We start from the raw sequence: 18254 nt of genomic DNA, 5'->3' as shown, positions 1-18254 counted from the left end.
CTGTAACCCGGTTTTCTAGCGGTGATCGGCCCCCACCGCCTCGGAAATATGGCTAAACCCGTCGCGCGCAAGCAGCTCCCTCAAGCCGCGATGCAGCTTCCGGTTGATCTCCGGTCCCTCATAAATCAGCGCAGTATAAATTTCCACCAGGCTGGCGCCCGCACGTATTTTGTCATAGGCGTCGGCAGCGGAAAAAATCCCGCCCGAACCGATAATCGGCAGTTTGCCGCCCGTTTGGCGATAAACGCGGGAGACGATTTCCGTCGATCTGGCGGCCAGCGGCTTGCCGCTAAGCCCGCCGGTCTCCTTGGCGTTCTTATGGTGAATCCCTTCTCTGGAAACGGTCGTATTCGTGGCGATCAAGCCGGAGACACCGCTTTTTTCGATCGTATCGACCATATACTCCAGTTCCCGGTCGCTTACGTCGGGAGCAATCTTCACCAGTACCGCTTTGCTCGCGCCGTGTTTCTTGGCCTCCGCCGCCATCTGGTTCGTCACCGCCCGCAGCAGCCCGGACAACTCGTCGCCATGCTGCAGATTACGCAAGTCCGGCGTGTTTGGCGAACTGATATTGACGACAAAAAAGTCCGCATACGGATACAGCGCCGAAACGCATTTCTCATAATCGCGAAACGCCTCTTCATTAGGCGTCGTTTTGTTCTTTCCGATGTTCACGGCGACGGGAATCGGCCGCTGTTTTAACGCCCGCAGCCTTGCCGCCATTTCCTCCGCGCCGCGATTGTTGAAGCCCATCCGGTTGATCAGCGCTTCTTCCGGAGGAAGCCTGAACAGCCGCGGCCGGTCGTTGCCCGGCTGCCCGGCCGGAGTTACCGTCCCCACTTCCATAAAACCGAAGCCGATGGCCGAAAAACCCTCCACCGCGTCGGCGTTTTTATCGAGTCCGGCGGCGAGTCCCACCGGGGAAGGAAAATGAATTCCGAATAAGTCCGTGGCCAGCTCCGGCACTTCCGGAACGCCGTACATACCGCGCATGAGGGTGAGGGCCCCCGGTATTTTGGCCGCATTATGCAAACCGTCAATGACTAAATGATGGGCATTTTCCGGATCCATCCGAAAAAAAACGGGTTTCCCCAAAAGCCGATACAACACGTTATTTGTCCACTCCGATCGCTGTTTCCTGTGCATTTTTCTATAAACAGTTTAGCCGTTTCCGGCCAAAAAGAAAAGTTTAACCTCGCCGCATGTGAAAACCACTACAAAGTGATGGAATTTTAAAATGAAAGCCATTACAATAGGAATATAGCAGTTGTAAAAGTATGTGTTCACAACCTCTAAAAGGGAGGGGATGTAGCTGTGTCAACCAAACGTATACCGCCCACGCTCCAGCAAAAAAAGGACGAAGTCAACAAGAAGGCGCTCATCTGGTCGATCTCCATCGCCGCGGCGCTTATTGTGGCAACTACCGTCCTCTTGATTTTGACGTAAAACTCAAAGTCTTTTTAGTTAAGCCAGTGATATACTCGATGGGGATTGGTCTGATCCTCGCGGTGTCCGAGCTTGAATCTTTCTTTCGGGACGCTCTCCAGGTCTGGCAAAATCCCCTTTCCTATCGTCACCTTCGTTCCTTTCGGGGCGAGATCGAACAGTTCTTCGACATCCTTTTTCCCCATGCGGATACAGCCCAGCGATTCGTCTTTGCCGACGCTGTCCGGATCGTTCGTCCCGTGAATCGCGTAGTTCGTGTCCGATAACTGCATGCCGCGGCTGCCGAACTCGCCGTTGTCTCTTCCGTTCGGGTTGATCACTTTGTCCGAAATAGCAAAAGAGCCTTCCGGCGTCCTGTCGCCGCCCAGTCCCACAGGATAACTGCGAATCAGCTTGTCACCGCTGACGACGGCCAGCACATGCGTTTTCTTGTCCACGATAATCTCAAACGGCTCGGTGAAGTACGGCTGTTCTTCCGGAGCCAGACCTTCCTTTGCCGCGTCCGAATTCGCGCTCGGCTGACCCGCCGCACCGGAACCGGCGGCGTTTTGCAGCGTCTTCAGCAGCGGCCCGAACGTTTTGACCATAACAGGATCGCTGCCGGCAAGCCAATTGTCCGGGAAAGGCCCGGTCAAATCGTCCAGACTGGACGGCCATTCCCCCGTACCCTCTTTGTATCTCTGCATCGCCGAAGCAAGCACGCCCAGCGACTCCTGGTACGGAATCCAGCGCTCGGCCGCCGCCTGCAAGCCGGAAGCGTCCGGCGGGGTGCAGCGGCATGCTTCCGGGTCGTAGGATTGGATCGTCGTCGTTCCTTGATTCGGACTTTGCTCCAACTCATAAACGACCGGCATGTCGTCCGTCCAGAGTAAATAATCGCCTTTCCGCTCCATGCCGAGTACTGCGGCATTCAGAATCGGCGCGCCGGTGCGGTTCTGCAAATCGATCAGCCCGCCGAGCGCCTCGGCGCCGGCCTTGGCTTTACCGAAAGCGTAACCTTGCGCCGTAAATACCGGCCCTTTGACGGTGTCCGCCGAGCCGGCCGAACCGGCCTTTGCCGGAGCTTTTCCCGGCGGCGTGGCCGGCTTGGCATCCGGTACAGCGGGATCCGTCTCCGCTCCCGGTTCGTCTTGAAGGCCGGCCATGGCCGGTTCGGCCGTTTTTTCACTCGGCGCATACGCCGAAGGGAGCCCGATCACCACCAGGGCGATCAGCAGGGCGATGCCCAGCTTGCGCAGAAAGCGGCTACGCTTCTCCCGCTGCTTCGTCTCCTGCAGCAAGTCGGCTTTGTAGCCCATCCATAAATCCTCCGGAATTTTGCTCGCTTCGAAAGCTTCATAGACGCCGCCCGCCTGAATATAGCAGTACCGTGCCTTTCCCGTCTGGCCGCTCGCTTCGTATTCCTTGCCCAGTAAATACCAGGCCATTTTGTTTTTCGGGTGGTTTTCCACAAATTTTTTGAGGTAGGCTGAATCCCCCATACGTTTCCTCCATCAAATGGAAAAGTTAAGCTTCAACTATTACTATATCGGCAAAATGGATGGCGTTTCTAACCCAAACCTGCGAGAAAAGCGCATTTTGCGACTTAGTACCTACATCGCTTCAACATTTTCCGGGACATTTTGGAAAAAGCAAAAAGCGCGGTCGGCAGGAGGCCCTGCTTTTCCGCGCTTTAGAACTATATAAATTGCCTGAATCTTGGCTTTTCGTAGGTTCAACCTATACAGCCGCTTGGTTCCAATTGCTTAATCCCGGCTCGCCAATTTTGCGAGCAGGCGAAGGATTTCCAGGTACAGCCATACCAGCGTGACCATCAAGCCGAACGCGCCGTACCATTCCATAAATTTCGGTGCTCCCCGGTGGGCTCCCTCTTCGATGAAATCGAAATCCAGCACCAGGTTCAAGGCGGCGATGATGACGATCACGACCGAGATGCCGATGCCGATCCAGTCGTTGCTGTGGAGATACGGCACCTGAATTCCAAACAAACCGAGAATAAAGCTGAGCAGATAGACGAGAGCCACGCCCCCGGTAGCCGCGACGACTCCGAGCTTGAAGTTTTCCGTCGCCTTAATCAGCCGGGTCTTGTAGGCGATAAGCAGAGCCACAAACACGCCCATGGTCAGCAGAGTCGCCTGTAGCGTGATTCCATGGTATACCGTTTCGTATTGGGCCGAAAGGGCCCCCAGGAACATCCCTTCGGCAATGGCGTAAACCGGGACCAGATACGGGGCCGTTCTCGGCACAAAGCTGACGATCAGCGCCAGGATCAACCCGACGATCGCACCTCCGATCGCCATCGGAATCACGTTCATCCCGTCAAAATACAGCATCCATGCGCTGAACGCGCTGCCGAGGAGGATGACTAATGTGATAAACGATTTGTTTACCGTCCCCTCGACGGTCATCGCGTTCATTCCGGAAAATGAGTCCGGCCTGTCAAACGTATCGCTCCTTAAAGTTGGGTTACCGCTGCGTCCGATCAAGAAACAACACCTCATTTATCAATTTGTTACTATGATATCATAAAATATTCCAACTATACTAGAACATATTGTCGTTTCCATTTTGGGCTCGAACTAACCTGCCTAAATCCCGCGAAGTTCCCACGAACCCACGAAATGCACGAACCCACGAAATCCACAAAATCCACGAACCCACGAAATCCACGAAATGCAAAAGAGCATGCGATTTTCGTCGAAACTCCTCGAAAAGGGTGGTTCAAATGCAAAACTACAGTTCATTTCCGCTCAAAAAACTCTTTTTTATCAAAAAGCTCATAATCAGATGCACTTTTGCATTTCAGACGCTCCATAATTGCTGATCCCTAGGATTTGGAATGCACTTTTGCAGTTGAACCACTCAAACTCCCCACCGCCCCCTGTCCGCCTAAACCGCCCCTTCAAACTGTCTTAAAAAAAACAAACCCCACCGCTGCGGTGAGGTCTTCAGCATGAACTCGCTATCGGAAATTAGCCTTCTTTATTAAACGGCTCATCCGCCACTTTGATGGAGTCGGTCGGGCAGCCGTCGCAAGCGTCTTGAAGATCGTCGTACAAATCTTCCGGGATTTCCGTCACGCCGCGGTTCTTGTCCTCACCATAGATAACTTCCGCCAAGCCTTCATCGTCGTAATCGTAAATATCCGGTGCAGTAGCGCCGCAAGCGCCGCACGCAATGCAAGTGTCCTTCTCAACCCAAGTATATTTTGCCATCTTTAATCTGCCTCCTGAATAAACGGTACAAGTCCGGTGTTTTATATCACCATGACCACTATAATATAAATAGAAAGCAATTTCAATTCATTTTCCGTATTATTCCAATCGAGAATCAGGATGATTCTCCCGCTGTTCCCGGAGAAAGTCGGTTTGCAGCGAGGTGCCGCGAATTTTGTGGTCGCGGATCAGCGCCGAAGGATCGTCGGTCAGCATGCCCGCCGTCAAAACGGCGTTTTCGCCGAATTTGTCGCGCAGCATGTCCATTACCCGCGTGAGCGATTCCTTTTTCGGCTGCTGCTCGTAATCGAACAGATCGAGCTGCAGCGCGGCCTCCTCTTTGGGCACCAGATTTTGCAGCGTGATGCCAAGCAGGCGCACCGGTTTATCTTCGTTCCAGTGCCGCCGGTACAGCTCGCAGGCTTCGCGGTAGATTTCCTCCGCCTGCTCGGTCACCGTCTCAAGGCTTTGCGAGCGGGTGATCGTCTTCATATCCGGCGTGCGGATCGTGATCTGCACCGTTTGCGCCATCAGCTGCTGCCGCCGCAGCCTGCGGGCAACCTGGTCGGCCAAATTCAGCATAACCCGCTGCACATCCTCCATCCGGCTGATGTCTGCCGGCAGCGTCGTCGTATGGCCGATCGACTTGTTTTTCTCGCGTTCGTCGTTCACCGGGGAATCGTCGATCCCGTTCGCCGCCCGCTTCATCCAGGCTCCGGCCACGCCGAAGCGTTCGATCAGCTTGTTTTCGTCCGCGGCAGCGAGCTGGCCGATCGTGTAAATCCGCATCTTCTTCAGCTTCTCCGCGGTTTTGCGGCCGACGCCGAACAACTCGTTACAAGGTTTGTCCCACAACAGCCGCGGCACATCGCGGATTCGGAGCACCGTAATGCCGTTGGGCTTCTTCATATCGGAGGCCATTTTCGCCAGCAGCTTGTTGGGAGCAACGCCGATGCTGCAGGGAAGGTCCAGTTCGTTTTTAATTCTTTGCTGAATTTGGGCCGCAATCTCCAGCGGCGTGCCGAACTGCTTGGACCCGGTAATATCCAGGTAGCATTCGTCGATCGACATCGCCTGCAGCAAAGGCGTGTATTCGTAAGCGATGTCCATGAACGCCCGGGAATATTTACGGTACAAATGAAAATCCGGCTGAATGACAAGAAGCTCGGGACATTTTTTTAGTCCCTGGCTGACCGTCATTCCGGTGGAAATCCCCCTTTTCCGCGCCGTGTAGGAGCAGGTGACGATAACGCCCTTGCGCAGTTCGACGCTGCCGGCCACGGCCGTGGGACGGTTCCGGTATTTCTCCGGCTCCTCCGCCTCATGCACCGAACAGTAGAAGGCGTTCATATCGACATGAAGAATGACCCTGCCCCGGGCGGGATAATAATCAGCGGCATTTTTCACGTTGCTTCCCCTCGTTTATCATTCGTTATTCTCCCCCTCAGCATACCTTTCCAAGGAATGCCGGTCAATATTGGACCATGCAATTTCGCAAAAAGCGTGTTACATTTAAAATAGCAGATGCTATAATTAGAAATTAATACACACGGAGCTTGTATTTTCGAAAACAACCAAAGGGGGACACTTCCATCATGTCAAAGGCTTTATCCATCTTCGACACCACTTTGCGCGACGGCACTCAAGGCGAGGGCATCAGCCTGTCAGCGGACGACAAGTTGAAGATCGCAGGGAAGCTGGATCAGCTGGGTGTCCATTACATTGAAGGTGGCATTCCGGGCAGCAACAGCAAAGACATCGAGTTTTTCAAGCGGGTCAAGGAGCTCAAGCTTCAGGCGAAAATCACCGCTTTTGGCAGCACGCGCCGGAAGGACAGTTTGGCCGAACATGATGCCAATTTGAACCGTATGATCGAGTCCGGCGTGCCGGCGGCGACGCTGGTGGGCAAATCTTGGGACTTCCACGTGCATACGGCGCTGCAAACGACGCTTGAGGAAAACCTGGCGATGATTTACGATTCCATCGCTTATTTGAAACGGCAAGGGCTGGAGGTTATTTTCGACGCCGAGCATTTTTTTGACGGTTACAAAAACAACCCGGAATATGCCTTGTCCGTCATGCGTAAAGCGGAAGAAGCCGGAGCCGACTGGCTCGTCATGTGCGATACGAACGGCGGAACGATGCCGCATGAGGTGCACGATATCGTCAGCGTGCTGGCCGGTACGATCACCGGATCGCGGCTTGGCATTCACACCCATAACGACTGCGAGCTGGCGGTGGCCAACTCCCTTAGCGCGGTGCGGGCGGGGGCGACGCAAATTCAGGGGACGATGAACGGGTACGGCGAACGCTGCGGCAACGCCAACCTATGCTCGATCATCCCGAATCTGCAGCTCAAGCTGGGCTACCAGGTTCTCGAACCGGAGCAGCTTAAGCAGTTGACCAATACGGCGCGCTACATCAGCGAAATCGCCAATGTGCATATGCCGGTGAACCAGCCTTACGTCGGCACGGCCGCATTTGCGCACAAAGGCGGCATCCACGTGTCGGCGATCCTTCGCGATTCCCGCACATACGAGCATATCGCCCCGGAACTGGTCGGCAACCGCCAGCGCGTGCTCGTCTCCGAGCTCGCCGGCCAGAGCAACATCGTGTCCAAGGCGCAGGAAATGGGCATCGACTTTGATCCGGAAAACGAGAGCACACGGGCGGTGATCAGCAAAATCAAGGAGCTGGAGCACCAGGGCTATCAATTCGAAGGGGCCGACGCCTCCCTGGAACTGCTGCTGCGCCAGGCGAACGGTGAACTTAAGGAACTGTTCGTGTTCGAATCTTTTAAAATGCTGGTGGAAAAAACGGCCGACAGACCGGTTGTGTCCGAAGCTTTCGTCAAGCTGAACATCGACGGCGCCAGCGTCTATACGGCCGCCGAAGGCAACGGTCCGGTCAACGCGCTCGACAACGCGCTGCGCAAAGCGCTGATTTCGTATTATCCGGGGCTGAAGGATATGCATTTGTCGGACTATAAAGTCCGCGTCCTCGACGACAAAGACGCCACCGCCTCCAAAGTGCGCGTATTGATCGAATCCAAGGATTTCACCAACTCCTGGAACACCGTCGGCGTATCCAGCAACGTAATCGAAGCGAGCTGGGAAGCGCTGGTCGACAGTATCCGGTATGCTCTGCTGGGGCAGGTGAAACGCGAGGATTACGAGGAACTCCCGTACGCCGGCACGGGTTTGGTGAATCAATGATCCGCCGTTTGGTTAAACAAAAAGCGCGGGCGCAAGGAGAGAAGTCTCCTGCCGCCCGCGCTTTTTTTTCCGGCCAATCCCTGCTTTACAGCAGCTTTTTAATTTTCGCCTCCAGCTCCTCCGGAGAAATGACGCCGAGGATGACGTCCTGAATGATGCCGTTCTCGTCGATCAGCACATTGGTGGGGAAAGCGACGCCGTTAAACCGGCTGTACACTTCCTCTTTCTCATCGAGCAAGACGGGAAAGGTATATCCGTAATTTTTGACAAATGCCTTGGCGTCGTCCAGCTTGTCGTAAAACGTCACGTTAACCCCGTATACGTCAAGCGAATCCTTGTATTTATCCGCAAGCTTGACCAGCTCCGGGGCCTCTTCCTTGCAAGGATCGCACCAGGAAGCCCAAAAGTTGAGCAGCAGCGGTTTATCCCGTTTGCCGCCGACGTCATATTGCTTTCCATCGAGCCCCATCAGTGAAAAAGACGGAGACGGCGTGCCCGGCTTCGGCGCTCCTGCCGCAGCCATCGCCGCGAGCGGTTGCCCGTTTTTCCCGGCTGCCGCTTCGGAACCGGCCCCGCCAAAGATCGACCGCCAGCCCTCTTGTGTGCCCCGGTCCATCAACACAAGCACCAGCAGCACAAGCAGAACGCCGGACAAAATCCATCGGTTTCGTTTCATCCTGTTCTTCCTTTTCCGGCTATTATAGCCTTCTTTTTACGCTATTGTACCCTTTTTTCGCGATTTGTTACAATATTCGAAACAGCCTGGAGCGGCAGGACACGGAAAGCGGGAGAACGAATGGAAAATAAATGGATTATACCGGACGGCATACGCAGGCAAATGCTTGAACATGGGCGGAACTGTTTCCCCGAGGAAGGCTGCGGGCTTCTGTTCGGCACGAACGCGGAATCCCCGTTCACAGTCATCACCGGCTACCTCCCTGTAGCCAATACGTCGCCAGCCCCGCTGCACAGATTTGAACTGGCTCCGGACGAATGGGTGCGCAGTTGCTTTGATCCGTCGTTAGTAGGGATTTTTCACACCCATCCCACGTCAAGGCCTGTGCCTTCGCCGGAGGATTTAAAACAGCTGCAGCATTTCGCCGCCCAAGTCCAGCTCTATCTTATCGGCTCGCCTGCGGGAAATGACAAGCCGCCCGGCGAACCGGACGGCTGGAGTTTAAACGCTTATTCCATTGTACGCGAAGCGGACGGCCGCTATGCGCTGCAACGCGCATCCGTAGGAGGACAGGACGTGATTAGTCTAAACCCATAGCTGGGTTGGTCGGCAGATCAACATCCGCTGTCCGGATGCTTTGCGCGATTATCCCGTTTGATCCGGTAACAGTGAGGAAGATTAATTCAGGAGAAGAAAATAGGTTTGGAGCAGCAGACATGTTCGAGACCGTTAGTTCGAGATCATTAGTTCGAGACCATTAGTTCGAGATCGTTTGCTTCGAGACCGTTAGTTCGAGACCGTTAGACAGATTTGTGAGCAGGAGGTTTATGGAGAAGTGAAGCAGACCTGACGGGAGGAATGGGGCAAAACACCGGGAAAAATGAAAGTACCGTGATCAGCCCCCCACCCTCTCCCCCCTGAACAAGAGGGATAATCGTGCAAAGCGGCATGCAGGGATACCAAGACACGAATTACAAACCAAGGGGCCGCCGGATGAATAGAGCGAAAATTTCTCCGGCGGTTTCTCTTGCGATAAAAGGAAGTTATACTTAGCAATCACTCTTCCTTATCATCAGTTTTTGCTCAGGAACGTGTACAGATCGCCTAACGTAATTACCCCCCGATCCCTTAAGCGGCCGATCAGCACCGTCCACAGCCGCGCCGTCATTTTGGCGTCTTCCAGAGCATGATGGCGCCGCGTAATGGGAATCCCGCATACATTCAGCCACTCGTCGAGCCCGGAGATCGGCCGGTCCGGCTCCAGCTTGCGCGCGATCATCATCGTATCGAGCACCCGGTGACCGAGGTGAGCCTTGGACGTTTTCCACAACGCCACATCGAGAAAAGCTTTATCATGAGCGCTTCCGTGCGCAACCAGCACCCGGTCGTCCACAAACGCCATAAATTCGCGCAGCGCCTCGAGCAGGGTCGGCGCATCCTGAACCATCTCCGGCGTAATCCCGGTCAGCTCGATGATTCGCTCCGGGATCGTGCAGGCCGGTTTGGTCAGGGAATAGTAGACTTCTTCGCTAATGTCCTCCCCTTCCGCTTTGACGGCCCCGAAGGACAGGATTTCATCGCCGTAATGGTAATGAAATCCGGTGGTCTCCAGGTCAAAGACCGCTGTTTTTAGTTCCGATAGCGGAACGTGGAGCGTCTCCGGGCGCCGCTGCCCTTTGGTCAGCGAACGGACAAACGCGATTTGCTGGGCGCTGGGAGCCCCAAGCATCGAAGCGATCCTGGGCACTCCGCCGGCCTTTAACGCATCCCAAAAACCGCCGTTTCCTTTCATAGGTTCTTTCATAGCCATTTCCTTTCCGCGTACCGATGTTGTCTCTGCAGCGTCCGGTACATCAGCTTGACTGTGCCGAGAGCATCCCGCAGCTCGCGCCGCAGCTCTTTTTGCTTGATCATCGCTTGCGGCAAATAGTGGGTACCCGTCAACATCCCGTCTTCGAGCTTCGGCGGAGCGATAGACCGGAATTTAACCGCCGTAGCAAAAGCTTTCCGGCACGATTCCAGCCACCGGGCCGGAACCGCTTCAAGCTGGTACAGCTGTGAAATCCTTTCCCCGGTCGAGGAAGACTCGATCCCATATTGCAGGGCAAAATAACGCACCGCGTTCACAATCGGTATATAGAGGCCGTATTTTACGTCAAAATCTCCGGCGTGCTCGCCGGCCGCTTCGGTAATCACCTGCCCGAGGATATTGAGCGCGGCTTTGTGGCGCACCGTATTGCGCAAAACCGCGGCAATCACGTCCCGCTCGGTCCCTTGATCAAGTTCCATAATCCGCTTCATCGTTTTGCGCAAAGCGCCGGATAACGCCTGATCCCCGTAGATATGGCGCATGTCCGAAGCGATCATCAAGTAGCGGACTTGCTCCCATCCGAGCGCCTCGCGCCACTCCATGAACTGCCTCTCCCAACGGCTCAAACCGCCCCGCCACAGCGGGTTCGACAGCATCACGTTGCCCGGGCACGGAGGATAACCGGCCTGCTCCAAAATTTGCGAGAGCTTGTTCCCGAACGCTGCGAAATAAGCGGCGTTCTCCGCGTCATCGCCGTCCCCGTAAACCAGGCCGTTGTCCTGGTCGCTCCACAGCGTTTGCTCCGCCCGTCCGGCGCTGCCAAATGCAACGAAAGCATAATGTGAAGGAGGAGGGCCAAAGCCCTCCTGCCGCAACAACTCTTCGCATAAATGGCAAGCCTGCCCCATGACGGCGTCATGCATTTCCCCAACCGCGCGGTTCCATTCCAGAATCGGCATCGAGGCGAAGCGGGCGTGCAGCCGGTTCTGCTCCTCGATTCTGGCCGACCTGAGCGATCCGGGAGAAGATGCCGACCGGATCGCTTGCAGACCGCCGCTGTTCATCGCCGTTTCGTGGCTCATGGGCGCCATCTCCCTTCCTGTTCCCGGAACCCCAAGCTTTCATAAGGTATATTCTCGCATTATTATTATTCAGCCGGAATGCCGGAAGAAGTATTTTTGTTCAGCAAACTCATTTGTTCGGGATAACCGTAAGTGCCGTGTTCGCTCATATCAAGGCCCATCGTTTCCTCTTCTTCGGTCACGCGCAGCCCCATCAGCCATTTCATGGCCCCAAGAATCAGGAAGGAAAGCACCAGAACGAACGCAAACGTGCCGATAACCCCAAGGAGCTGAACTCCCAATTGTCCGAATCCGCCGCCGTAAACCAGGCCTGGAGCGCCAACTCCGGTCTTCTCTACAAGCTCAGGCGTGGCGAACAGCCCCGTGGAAATCGCGCCCCATACCCCGGCGATCCCGTGCACGGAGGCAGCGAAGATCGGATCGTCTATGCCGGCGCGCTCGATCCATCTTCCGGTGAAGAACGTCAGGATCCCGGCGACGGCGCCGATCACGACCGAAGCCCAAGCGTCCACGAATGCGCAAGAACCGGTGATGGCAACGAGTGCAGCCAGCACCCCGTTCAGCATGCTCGGAATGTCGGATTTGCCCATAACCGCCCAGGAGATCAGCAGAGCGGCCACAGCGCCCGCTGCAGCGGCCAGGTTGGTCGTCATCAGGACATAACCGAAAAATCCATCGTTCAGCGGCGTCAAGGCACTGCCCGGGTTAAAACCGAACCAGCCGATCCACAAAATGATAACGCCGAGAACCGTCAATACTTGGTTGTGCCCCGGAATATTGTTCGGCTTACCGTCTTTGTTGTATTTGCCAAGACGGGGTTTAAGCAAAATCGTTGCCGCAAACGCCGCCGTTGCGCCGGTCAGATGGACGACGGTCGAACCCGCGTAATCCTGCATTCCCAAGTTGCCGAGCCAACCGCCGCCCCACACCCAGTGAGCCACGATCGGATAAATAATAACGATAAAGATCGTTCCGAAAACGATATATACACTAAGCTTGGCGCGTTCCGCCATACCGCCGCAAGCGATGGCCAGCGATACGGCCGCAAAAGCCATTTGGAACAGAAAGTTAAGGTTAAGCGGGACGCCGTTTTCCGCAAAAACGCTGAACGAACCGATATCCCCCGCGCCTCCAAACAGGAACCCGGTTGTTCCCAGGAAGCTGTTGCCGTCGCCGAATGCGAAGCCGAAGCCGAGCAGCCACCAGGCAAGCACGGCAATGCCCAGCGTCAGCACCGTTTTACCCGCTACGTGGCCGGCGTTTTTCATCCGGACCGTGCCCGCCTCCAGCAAGGCGAATCCGGCTTGCATGAAAAATACCAGCATCGCCGCGACGAAAACAAACAATGAGTTCAAGCCCAGCTCAAGCACCGGTGCGGTAATCTCCCCTTCCGCTGCATAAGCCGAGACCGGAAATGCAAATATTGCTGCCGATGCCAATAGACCATAGAGCCATTTCTTTTTCATCTTACACACTCCCCTAATGTTATGTTTCCTAACACAAAATGAATTGTTAAAGTGATTATAAGACTAAAGAAGCAGATATGACAATAGTTTTTTTGAAAAAAATTGATTAATCGCATGTAAACTAACATGATATGTAATGTTTATATACACGTATTTTGTATGAAGCTGGCCGAAAATTTCATCATCCTCACGACCGAACGGCTTCAGCGAGGATACTTGAAGGTTTGCAGCCCAATTTTTGCGGCAATTTAATAATTTATTTCATTATGTTGACTATATTAATAAACAAAAATATAATTCATTTATAAAATAAATAAACGAATCAATGAATAGGAGTTATGATAATCATGGAAATTGACCGGCTATCAGTAGAGGATCTTAAACGGGGATTTAGTTTTCAAGAGGAGAATCATTCCTATATTTGCAACATCTGCGGAAAGACGTTTGAAACCGGGGAGATTTATAGGTTCAACAATCGCTTCTTCGAAGCAGTTCGAGCCGCCGGCATACATGCGGAGACTGAACACGGCGATAATTTGAAACAACTGCTTGATACAGAATCAAAATACAATAACTTTACGGACAATCAAAAGCAATTGTTATGGTTTATGTATTCAGGACTAACCGACAAAGAAATCGCTGCTAAACTTGGAGTTTCCCTATCCACGGTAAGACATCAAAGGTTTATGTTCCGCGAAAAAGCGAAACAGGCCAAAATGTATTTGGCCGTTTACGAACAAGTCATGGCGAAGAAGCCATCCATGGAAGATGCGATTGTGCCGGTTCATGACCATGCAACGATGGTAGATGATCGGTACGTCACTACGGAAAAAGAAAGGGATCAAACCTTAAAAACAGCCTTTGAAAGCTTATCTCCGTTAAAATTGATAAAGTTTCCTGCCAAGGAAAAGAAAAAAATTGTCGTCTTATCCAAAATTGCAGAACAGTTTCAGCCTGACAAACGGTATTCCGAAACAGAATTAAATCATATTTTGAAAGAAATTTATGAGGATTACGCAGTAATCAGACGGTATCTGGTTGACTACGGGTTTATGGGGAGAACCGATGATGGTCAAGAATATTGGCTTAATTAGAAAGTCAGGAGGAATGTAACATGAAAGATAAGAATCTGCAGCACTCTGCAAACGCCATTCAAAGCGCCCTCCATTTCCAGTACCAGATCTCATCTCAAATGCTGGATATCCATTTAACCGGGCTTACAGACGACGAATATTTCTGGAGACCCGCCTCAACGGGGCTTCATTTTGTGAATGAATCGGGGTACTTGCGTGCAGATTGGCCGGAATTTGAAGGATACGAGATTGGTCCCGCCAGCATAACCTGGCTTACATGGCATATTATTTTCTGGTGGTCCATGGTTCTTGACCATTCATTCGGAGACGGAACGTTGACTCGTGAGAATATCCCCTGCCCCGGGAGCGCCAAAGAAGCAAATGACAAAATCCTTCAGTTAAAAAAGCAATGGGAAGCTGCAACGGACCGATTGTCAAATGATGAATGGCACACAGATGATCGAACAAAATGGCCTTTTAGCGGCAAACCGTTTTATGAACTGTCCGCTTGGCTTAATTTGGAGCTCATGAAAAATGCCGCCGAAATCGGGTACTGCCGATTTCTTTACGCTTCCCAGCCGCAGCTACTATAAAAAATAAAGTATGACGTTTGACTGTACGCTTAATGATCGGTATCATAAATATGCATAAGATATAAATATAAGCATTGGATAGGCGGGAGAGGTGATCATATTGGAGTAAAGAAAATGTACCGGATCGGGGAACTGGCCAAGGCCGCACACGTCAGCGAGCGCACGATCGATTATTACACCAAGCTTGGGCTGATTTCCCCGGAGAAACGGACGCAGAAAAATTACCGTTTATACAGCGCTGAAACCTTGACCAGACTGGAACGTATTAATCAAATGAAGCAGGAGAAATATACGCTGGAAGAAATCCGTGAAAAGCTGGAGCAGTGGGATCGCGTCACGCACGAGGAACAGGTGTCCGAGAAGCTGAGTTCGCTGGAACTTCACCTGCAGCAGCTGCAAAGAGAGGTTAAAGAATTGGAGCCCTTGATCTCCAATCTGCAGCCGAACCAGGTGAAACGCGCCTTTGCGCACCTGATGCCGCAAAGCCTCGCCTGCATGGAAGCGCTCCGGTTCCTGATCAATCACGGCCCTTTTTCATAACGTATAATTGCCTGCAGCAGGAAGCCTCTGACTCATCAACGAGCAACTTTAATCCTAAATGGAGGAATGATGCATGTTATATTCAGACGTTATGCTGATCCCGATTCTTCTTGCCTTCGCCTTGTCGCTGTGGGCGCAGTTTCGGGTCAAGGGCACCTTCAACAAATACGCGCAGGTGGCCAACATGTACGGCTTGACCGGACATGACGCCGCCAGACGGATGCTTGACGCCAACGGGCTGTACGATGTACCGATCGAACCGGTCCCCGGCGCCCTGTCGGACCACTACGATCCGATTCACCGCGTCGTCCGTTTGTCGGAGCCGGTATATTATGAAAGATCGATCTCGGCCGTGGCGGTGGCTTGCCACGAAGTGGGCCACGCGATTCAGCACAAGCAGAAATATCCGATGCTGGTGCTGCGCCACCGGATGTTCCCCGTCGTCAACTTCGCTTCCGGCGTCGCTCCGTTTCTGCTTCTCGCCGGATTCTTGTTCGGAGCGTACAATCTGGTCGGCATCGGCGTAATTTTCTTCTCGGCCGCGGTTTTGTTTCAGCTCGTTACGCTCCCGGTCGAGTTCAACGCCAGCAACCGGGCCAAGGAAATCATGGTGCAGCAAGGGTTCATTACGCACGACGAAACACGCGGCGTTGCCAAAGTATTGAACGCCGCCGCACTGACCTATGTCGCCGCCGCGCTGGTTTCCTTACTCGAGCTGTTCCGCTATGCTTTGATCTTCTTCGGCGGCACGAGCAGCCGCGAAGACAACTAGCCGTTCATTTTACAAAAACAAGCGCCAGCGGTCTGGGGATCGATCTTCCCCGGCCGCTGGCGCTTGTTTTGTTTCGGCAAAGATTTGAGCACTGCTATTGGGCCGGCGGTGTATCGACCTGCAGTCCGAAATATTCCAGCAAAAACACCCGGAACGACTGGGCCACCAGCGGCAGCTTTTCATCCATCCTATGGATAAGTCCGATCGTTCGCGTCACCTTCGGCTCGGAAATCCGCACCCGGCTGGGCTGAAGCGTAAAGCTTTGAAACAGCGCCATCTCCGGCAGCAGACTGACGCCCATACCGGCGGCCACCAGCCCCCGGATGGTGTCGGTCTCCTCCCCTTCAAAAGCGATTTTCGGGGTAAATCCCGCTTCCAGACAGGCATGCCAAACGATCGGCCGCAGGGAATAGCCTTTGCTGAACAAAATAAACTTCTCGTCTTTCAGCTGGCTGAGCTTGATGCTCTGCTCCCCGGCCAAGGGATGTCCCGGCGGCAAAATCGCCACCAAATCCTCGGTCAGCACCACATTGCCCGTCACTTGGTCATGATTTTCCGGAAACGGAGAAATAAAGGCCAGATCCACTTCTCCCGAGACGACGTCACGGATTAACGTGGGGTAGGTTCCCTGGCGGAAACGGAATTTCACGTTGGGATACAGCTTGCGGAATTCCGCCACGACGCTGGGAATGATATGAATGCCCAGACTATTCGGAAATCCGAGCCGGATTTCCCCTTGCTCCGGGTCGATAAACTCGTGAACCTCGTTCACCGCCCGGTCCAAATCCTTCAGAATCGTCTCCACCCGGCTGCAGAACAGCTGCCCGACGGCCGTCAGATGCAGGTTTCTTCCCTTCTGCATAAACAGATTGACGCCCAGTTCCTGCTCAAGCTGGTGGATTTGCCGGCTTACGGCAGATTGCGCCACATGCAGCTCTTCGGCCGCCTGCGTAACATGTTCTTTTCTGGCCACTTTCACAAAATATTGCAATTGTCTTAATTCCACGAGTTCTGATCGCTCCATTTCGCATCCACTGATAATCCGAATTAGGGCTTTTAAAAAATAAGGCTTTTTAACATAAATGTACCATTTCCCCGCCCCCGGTTCAACGCCGTTTTAACACTCGGATAATCAATCCGTAGATGAAAAAGCCGCCGACAAGCCCGCCGAAATGCGCCATCCAGTTGATTTTGGGGGCCACCAGCGAAAAAATGACACCGACGATCAGCAAACTGTAAAGGGTCTTGCGCGAGCTTTCGTCCATCAGGTGGCGCTGGAGCAGGGCGATGTACAAAAACGCCCCGTACACCCCGTAGACGGCGCCTGAAGCGCCGACGGAAAGGTGCAGCTCCCCCGATTGCTGATACATCCCGAAGCTGAGCAGATTGCCGACGATGCCGCTGCCGAGATACAGCAGCGCGTAGCGCCAGTGGCCAAGCAGCCGCTCCAGCGGCGGGGCAAACACGAGAATCGCGAAAGAATTGGAAAACAGATGGCCGAAGCCCATGTGCAGGAACATCGCCGTGAACAGCCGCCACCACTCGTGCTCGAACGGTCCGAAATTGGCTATCGCGCCATATTTCAGCAGCGTATCGGTGTTTAGCGATCCCCCGTTAACGGTCAAAACGAGAAACATGATGATGTTCGCGGCCAATAGCAAGCAGGTCACGGGAAAGTAACGGATATAACTTCTCCAGTTTTCATAGCGGATAAAAATCATCGGATCCATCCTTTGCATTCTTTTTTTCCTGATGTTGGACATTTTCTTTTTAAAAAGATTATAATTAATTTTGAATGAATAAATCCATCTGTTTAGGAGGAAATGTACATGGCGCAAGAACGTGCAAACGTAGCTACATTCAAAGGCAATCCGCTTACCCTGGTCGGACCGGAGCTCAAGGTTGGCGACACGGCCCCAGACTTCCGCTTGAATAAAAATCTGCTGGAGGAAGCAACCCTTCAGGACTTTGCCGGCAAAATCAAGCTGATCAGCGTCGTCCCTTCTTTGGATACGGGCGTATGCGACGCGCAAACCCGCCGCTTTAACGAGGAAGCCTCCGGTTTGGGCGACGATGTCGTTGTGCTGACCGTCAGCGCGGATCTTCCTTTCGCCCAAGCCCGCTGGTGCGGCGCCGCCGGCGTTGACCGCGTCGTTACGTTGTCCGATTACAAAGACAATTCCTTCGGCAAAGCATACGGCGTTCTCATCAAAGAGTTCGCGCTCGATATGCGCGCCGTGTTCGTAGTGGATAAGGAGAACAAAATCCAATACGTTCAAGTGCTGGGTGAAATGACCGAGCATCCCGATTACGACAAGCCGGTAGCGGCCGTTAAAGCGTTGCTGTCCTAAACCGGAGTCAAAATG

19 protein-coding genes are annotated in these 18254 nt (G+C 53.5%); 8 read left to right on the top strand and 11 right to left on the bottom strand.

Annotation, left to right across the window (positions count from 1 at the left end; all coding sequences use genetic code 11):
• Window positions 1-15: 15 nt before the first annotated feature.
• The gene (locus tag NYE69_RS14255) at window positions 16-1110 is read right to left on the bottom strand and encodes a quinone-dependent dihydroorotate dehydrogenase (RefSeq protein ID WP_270619225.1); all 1095 of its coding nucleotides are present in this window, start codon (window positions 1108-1110) and stop codon (window positions 16-18) included.
• A gap of 204 nt (window positions 1111-1314) precedes the next feature.
• Here NYE69_RS14255 and NYE69_RS14250 point away from each other — a divergent pair, with 204 nt between their 5' ends.
• The gene (locus NYE69_RS14250) at window positions 1315-1446 is read left to right on the top strand and encodes a hypothetical protein (RefSeq protein WP_328273571.1); all 132 of its coding nucleotides are present in this window, start codon (window positions 1315-1317) and stop codon (window positions 1444-1446) included.
• A 14-nt stretch (window positions 1447-1460) separates the two neighbouring features.
• Here the strand turns inward: NYE69_RS14250 and NYE69_RS14245 are convergent, their stop codons facing one another.
• The 4 genes from NYE69_RS14245 to NYE69_RS14230 all read right to left on the bottom strand — a co-directional run bounded on the left by NYE69_RS14245 (window position 1461) and on the right by NYE69_RS14230 (window position 6068).
• Complete coding sequence (locus tag NYE69_RS14245; RefSeq protein WP_340926675.1) at window positions 1461-2927, bottom strand: L,D-transpeptidase family protein; 1467 nt, start codon at window positions 2925-2927, stop codon at window positions 1461-1463.
• 264 nt (window positions 2928-3191) lie between these two features.
• On the bottom strand, window positions 3192-3932 hold the full coding sequence (locus tag NYE69_RS14240) for a Bax inhibitor-1/YccA family protein (RefSeq protein WP_340926674.1): 741 nt from the start codon (window positions 3930-3932) through the stop codon (window positions 3192-3194).
• 486 nt (window positions 3933-4418) lie between these two features.
• A complete protein-coding gene (locus NYE69_RS14235) occupies window positions 4419-4661 on the bottom strand; it encodes a ferredoxin (RefSeq protein ID WP_036624247.1) in 243 nt (80 codons plus the stop codon).
• Window positions 4662-4760: 99 nt separating this feature from the next.
• On the bottom strand, window positions 4761-6068 hold the full coding sequence (locus tag NYE69_RS14230) for a DNA polymerase IV (protein ID WP_340926673.1): 1308 nt from the start codon (window positions 6066-6068) through the stop codon (window positions 4761-4763).
• Window positions 6069-6256: 188 nt separating this feature from the next.
• On the opposite strand from NYE69_RS14230, the gene cimA reads away from it, so the two are divergent.
• Window positions 6257-7876, top strand: coding sequence for a citramalate synthase (gene cimA, locus NYE69_RS14225; RefSeq protein WP_328272387.1), 1620 nt, complete (start codon window positions 6257-6259; stop codon window positions 7874-7876).
• 85 nt (window positions 7877-7961) lie between these two features.
• On the opposite strand, the gene NYE69_RS14220 is transcribed toward cimA, so the two are convergent.
• Window positions 7962-8552 carry a TlpA family protein disulfide reductase gene (locus tag NYE69_RS14220; RefSeq protein ID WP_328272386.1) on the bottom strand — a complete coding sequence of 197 codons (591 nt, stop codon included), beginning with the start codon at window positions 8550-8552 and terminating at the stop codon, window positions 7962-7964.
• Window positions 8553-8672: 120 nt separating this feature from the next.
• On the opposite strand from NYE69_RS14220, the gene NYE69_RS14215 reads away from it, so the two are divergent.
• Window positions 8673-9149, top strand: a complete 477-nt coding sequence (locus NYE69_RS14215) for a M67 family metallopeptidase (RefSeq protein WP_328272385.1) — start codon at window positions 8673-8675, stop codon at window positions 9147-9149.
• Window positions 9150-9624: 475 nt separating this feature from the next.
• Here NYE69_RS14215 and NYE69_RS14210 read toward each other — a convergent pair whose 3' ends face one another.
• The 3 genes from NYE69_RS14210 to NYE69_RS14200 all read right to left on the bottom strand — a co-directional run bounded on the left by NYE69_RS14210 (window position 9625) and on the right by NYE69_RS14200 (window position 12910).
• The gene (locus NYE69_RS14210; protein ID WP_036624252.1) at window positions 9625-10356 is read right to left on the bottom strand and encodes an exonuclease domain-containing protein; all 732 of its coding nucleotides are present in this window, start codon (window positions 10354-10356) and stop codon (window positions 9625-9627) included.
• Window positions 10353-11444: a DUF294 nucleotidyltransferase-like domain-containing protein gene (locus NYE69_RS14205; RefSeq protein WP_340926672.1), complete on the bottom strand. Its 1092-nt coding sequence runs from the start codon at window positions 11442-11444 to the stop codon at window positions 10353-10355. The genes NYE69_RS14210 and NYE69_RS14205 overlap by 4 nt, the downstream gene beginning before the upstream one ends.
• A gap of 65 nt (window positions 11445-11509) precedes the next feature.
• A complete protein-coding gene (locus NYE69_RS14200; protein WP_036624254.1) occupies window positions 11510-12910 on the bottom strand; it encodes an ammonium transporter in 1401 nt (466 codons plus the stop codon).
• Window positions 12911-13257: 347 nt separating this feature from the next.
• Here NYE69_RS14200 and NYE69_RS14195 point away from each other — a divergent pair, with 347 nt between their 5' ends.
• The 4 genes from NYE69_RS14195 (at window position 13258) to NYE69_RS14180 (ending at window position 15888) form a co-directional block, all read left to right on the top strand.
• Window positions 13258-14004, top strand: a complete 747-nt coding sequence (locus NYE69_RS14195; RefSeq protein ID WP_340926670.1) for a DUF2087 domain-containing protein — start codon at window positions 13258-13260, stop codon at window positions 14002-14004.
• A gap of 20 nt (window positions 14005-14024) precedes the next feature.
• On the top strand, window positions 14025-14576 hold the full coding sequence (locus tag NYE69_RS14190; RefSeq protein WP_328272769.1) for a DinB family protein: 552 nt from the start codon (window positions 14025-14027) through the stop codon (window positions 14574-14576).
• Window positions 14577-14690: 114 nt separating this feature from the next.
• The gene (locus NYE69_RS14185) at window positions 14691-15116 is read left to right on the top strand and encodes a MerR family transcriptional regulator (protein WP_328272770.1); all 426 of its coding nucleotides are present in this window, start codon (window positions 14691-14693) and stop codon (window positions 15114-15116) included.
• 73 nt (window positions 15117-15189) lie between these two features.
• Complete coding sequence (locus tag NYE69_RS14180) at window positions 15190-15888, top strand: zinc metallopeptidase (RefSeq protein WP_340926669.1); 699 nt, start codon at window positions 15190-15192, stop codon at window positions 15886-15888.
• A gap of 94 nt (window positions 15889-15982) precedes the next feature.
• Here NYE69_RS14180 and NYE69_RS14175 read toward each other — a convergent pair whose 3' ends face one another.
• Window positions 15983-16894: a LysR family transcriptional regulator gene (locus NYE69_RS14175; RefSeq protein WP_036628467.1), complete on the bottom strand. Its 912-nt coding sequence runs from the start codon at window positions 16892-16894 to the stop codon at window positions 15983-15985.
• 100 nt (window positions 16895-16994) lie between these two features.
• Window positions 16995-17609 (bottom strand): rhomboid family intramembrane serine protease, encoded by a 615-nt coding sequence (locus NYE69_RS14170; RefSeq protein ID WP_328272786.1) that lies wholly within the window; start codon window positions 17607-17609, stop codon window positions 16995-16997.
• 108 nt (window positions 17610-17717) lie between these two features.
• On the opposite strand from NYE69_RS14170, the gene tpx reads away from it, so the two are divergent.
• Window positions 17718-18239, top strand: a complete 522-nt coding sequence (gene tpx, locus NYE69_RS14165; RefSeq protein ID WP_328272774.1) for a thiol peroxidase — start codon at window positions 17718-17720, stop codon at window positions 18237-18239.
• The last annotated feature ends 15 nt before the right edge of the window (window positions 18240-18254 follow it).

Source organism: Paenibacillus sp. FSL R5-0527, from assembly GCF_038008055.1.
GTDB classification, from domain to species: domain Bacteria; phylum Bacillota; class Bacilli; order Paenibacillales; family Paenibacillaceae; genus Fontibacillus; species Fontibacillus macerans.
Note: the sequence above shows the minus strand (reverse complement) of the source record. Positions and strands in the feature narration are given on the sequence as shown.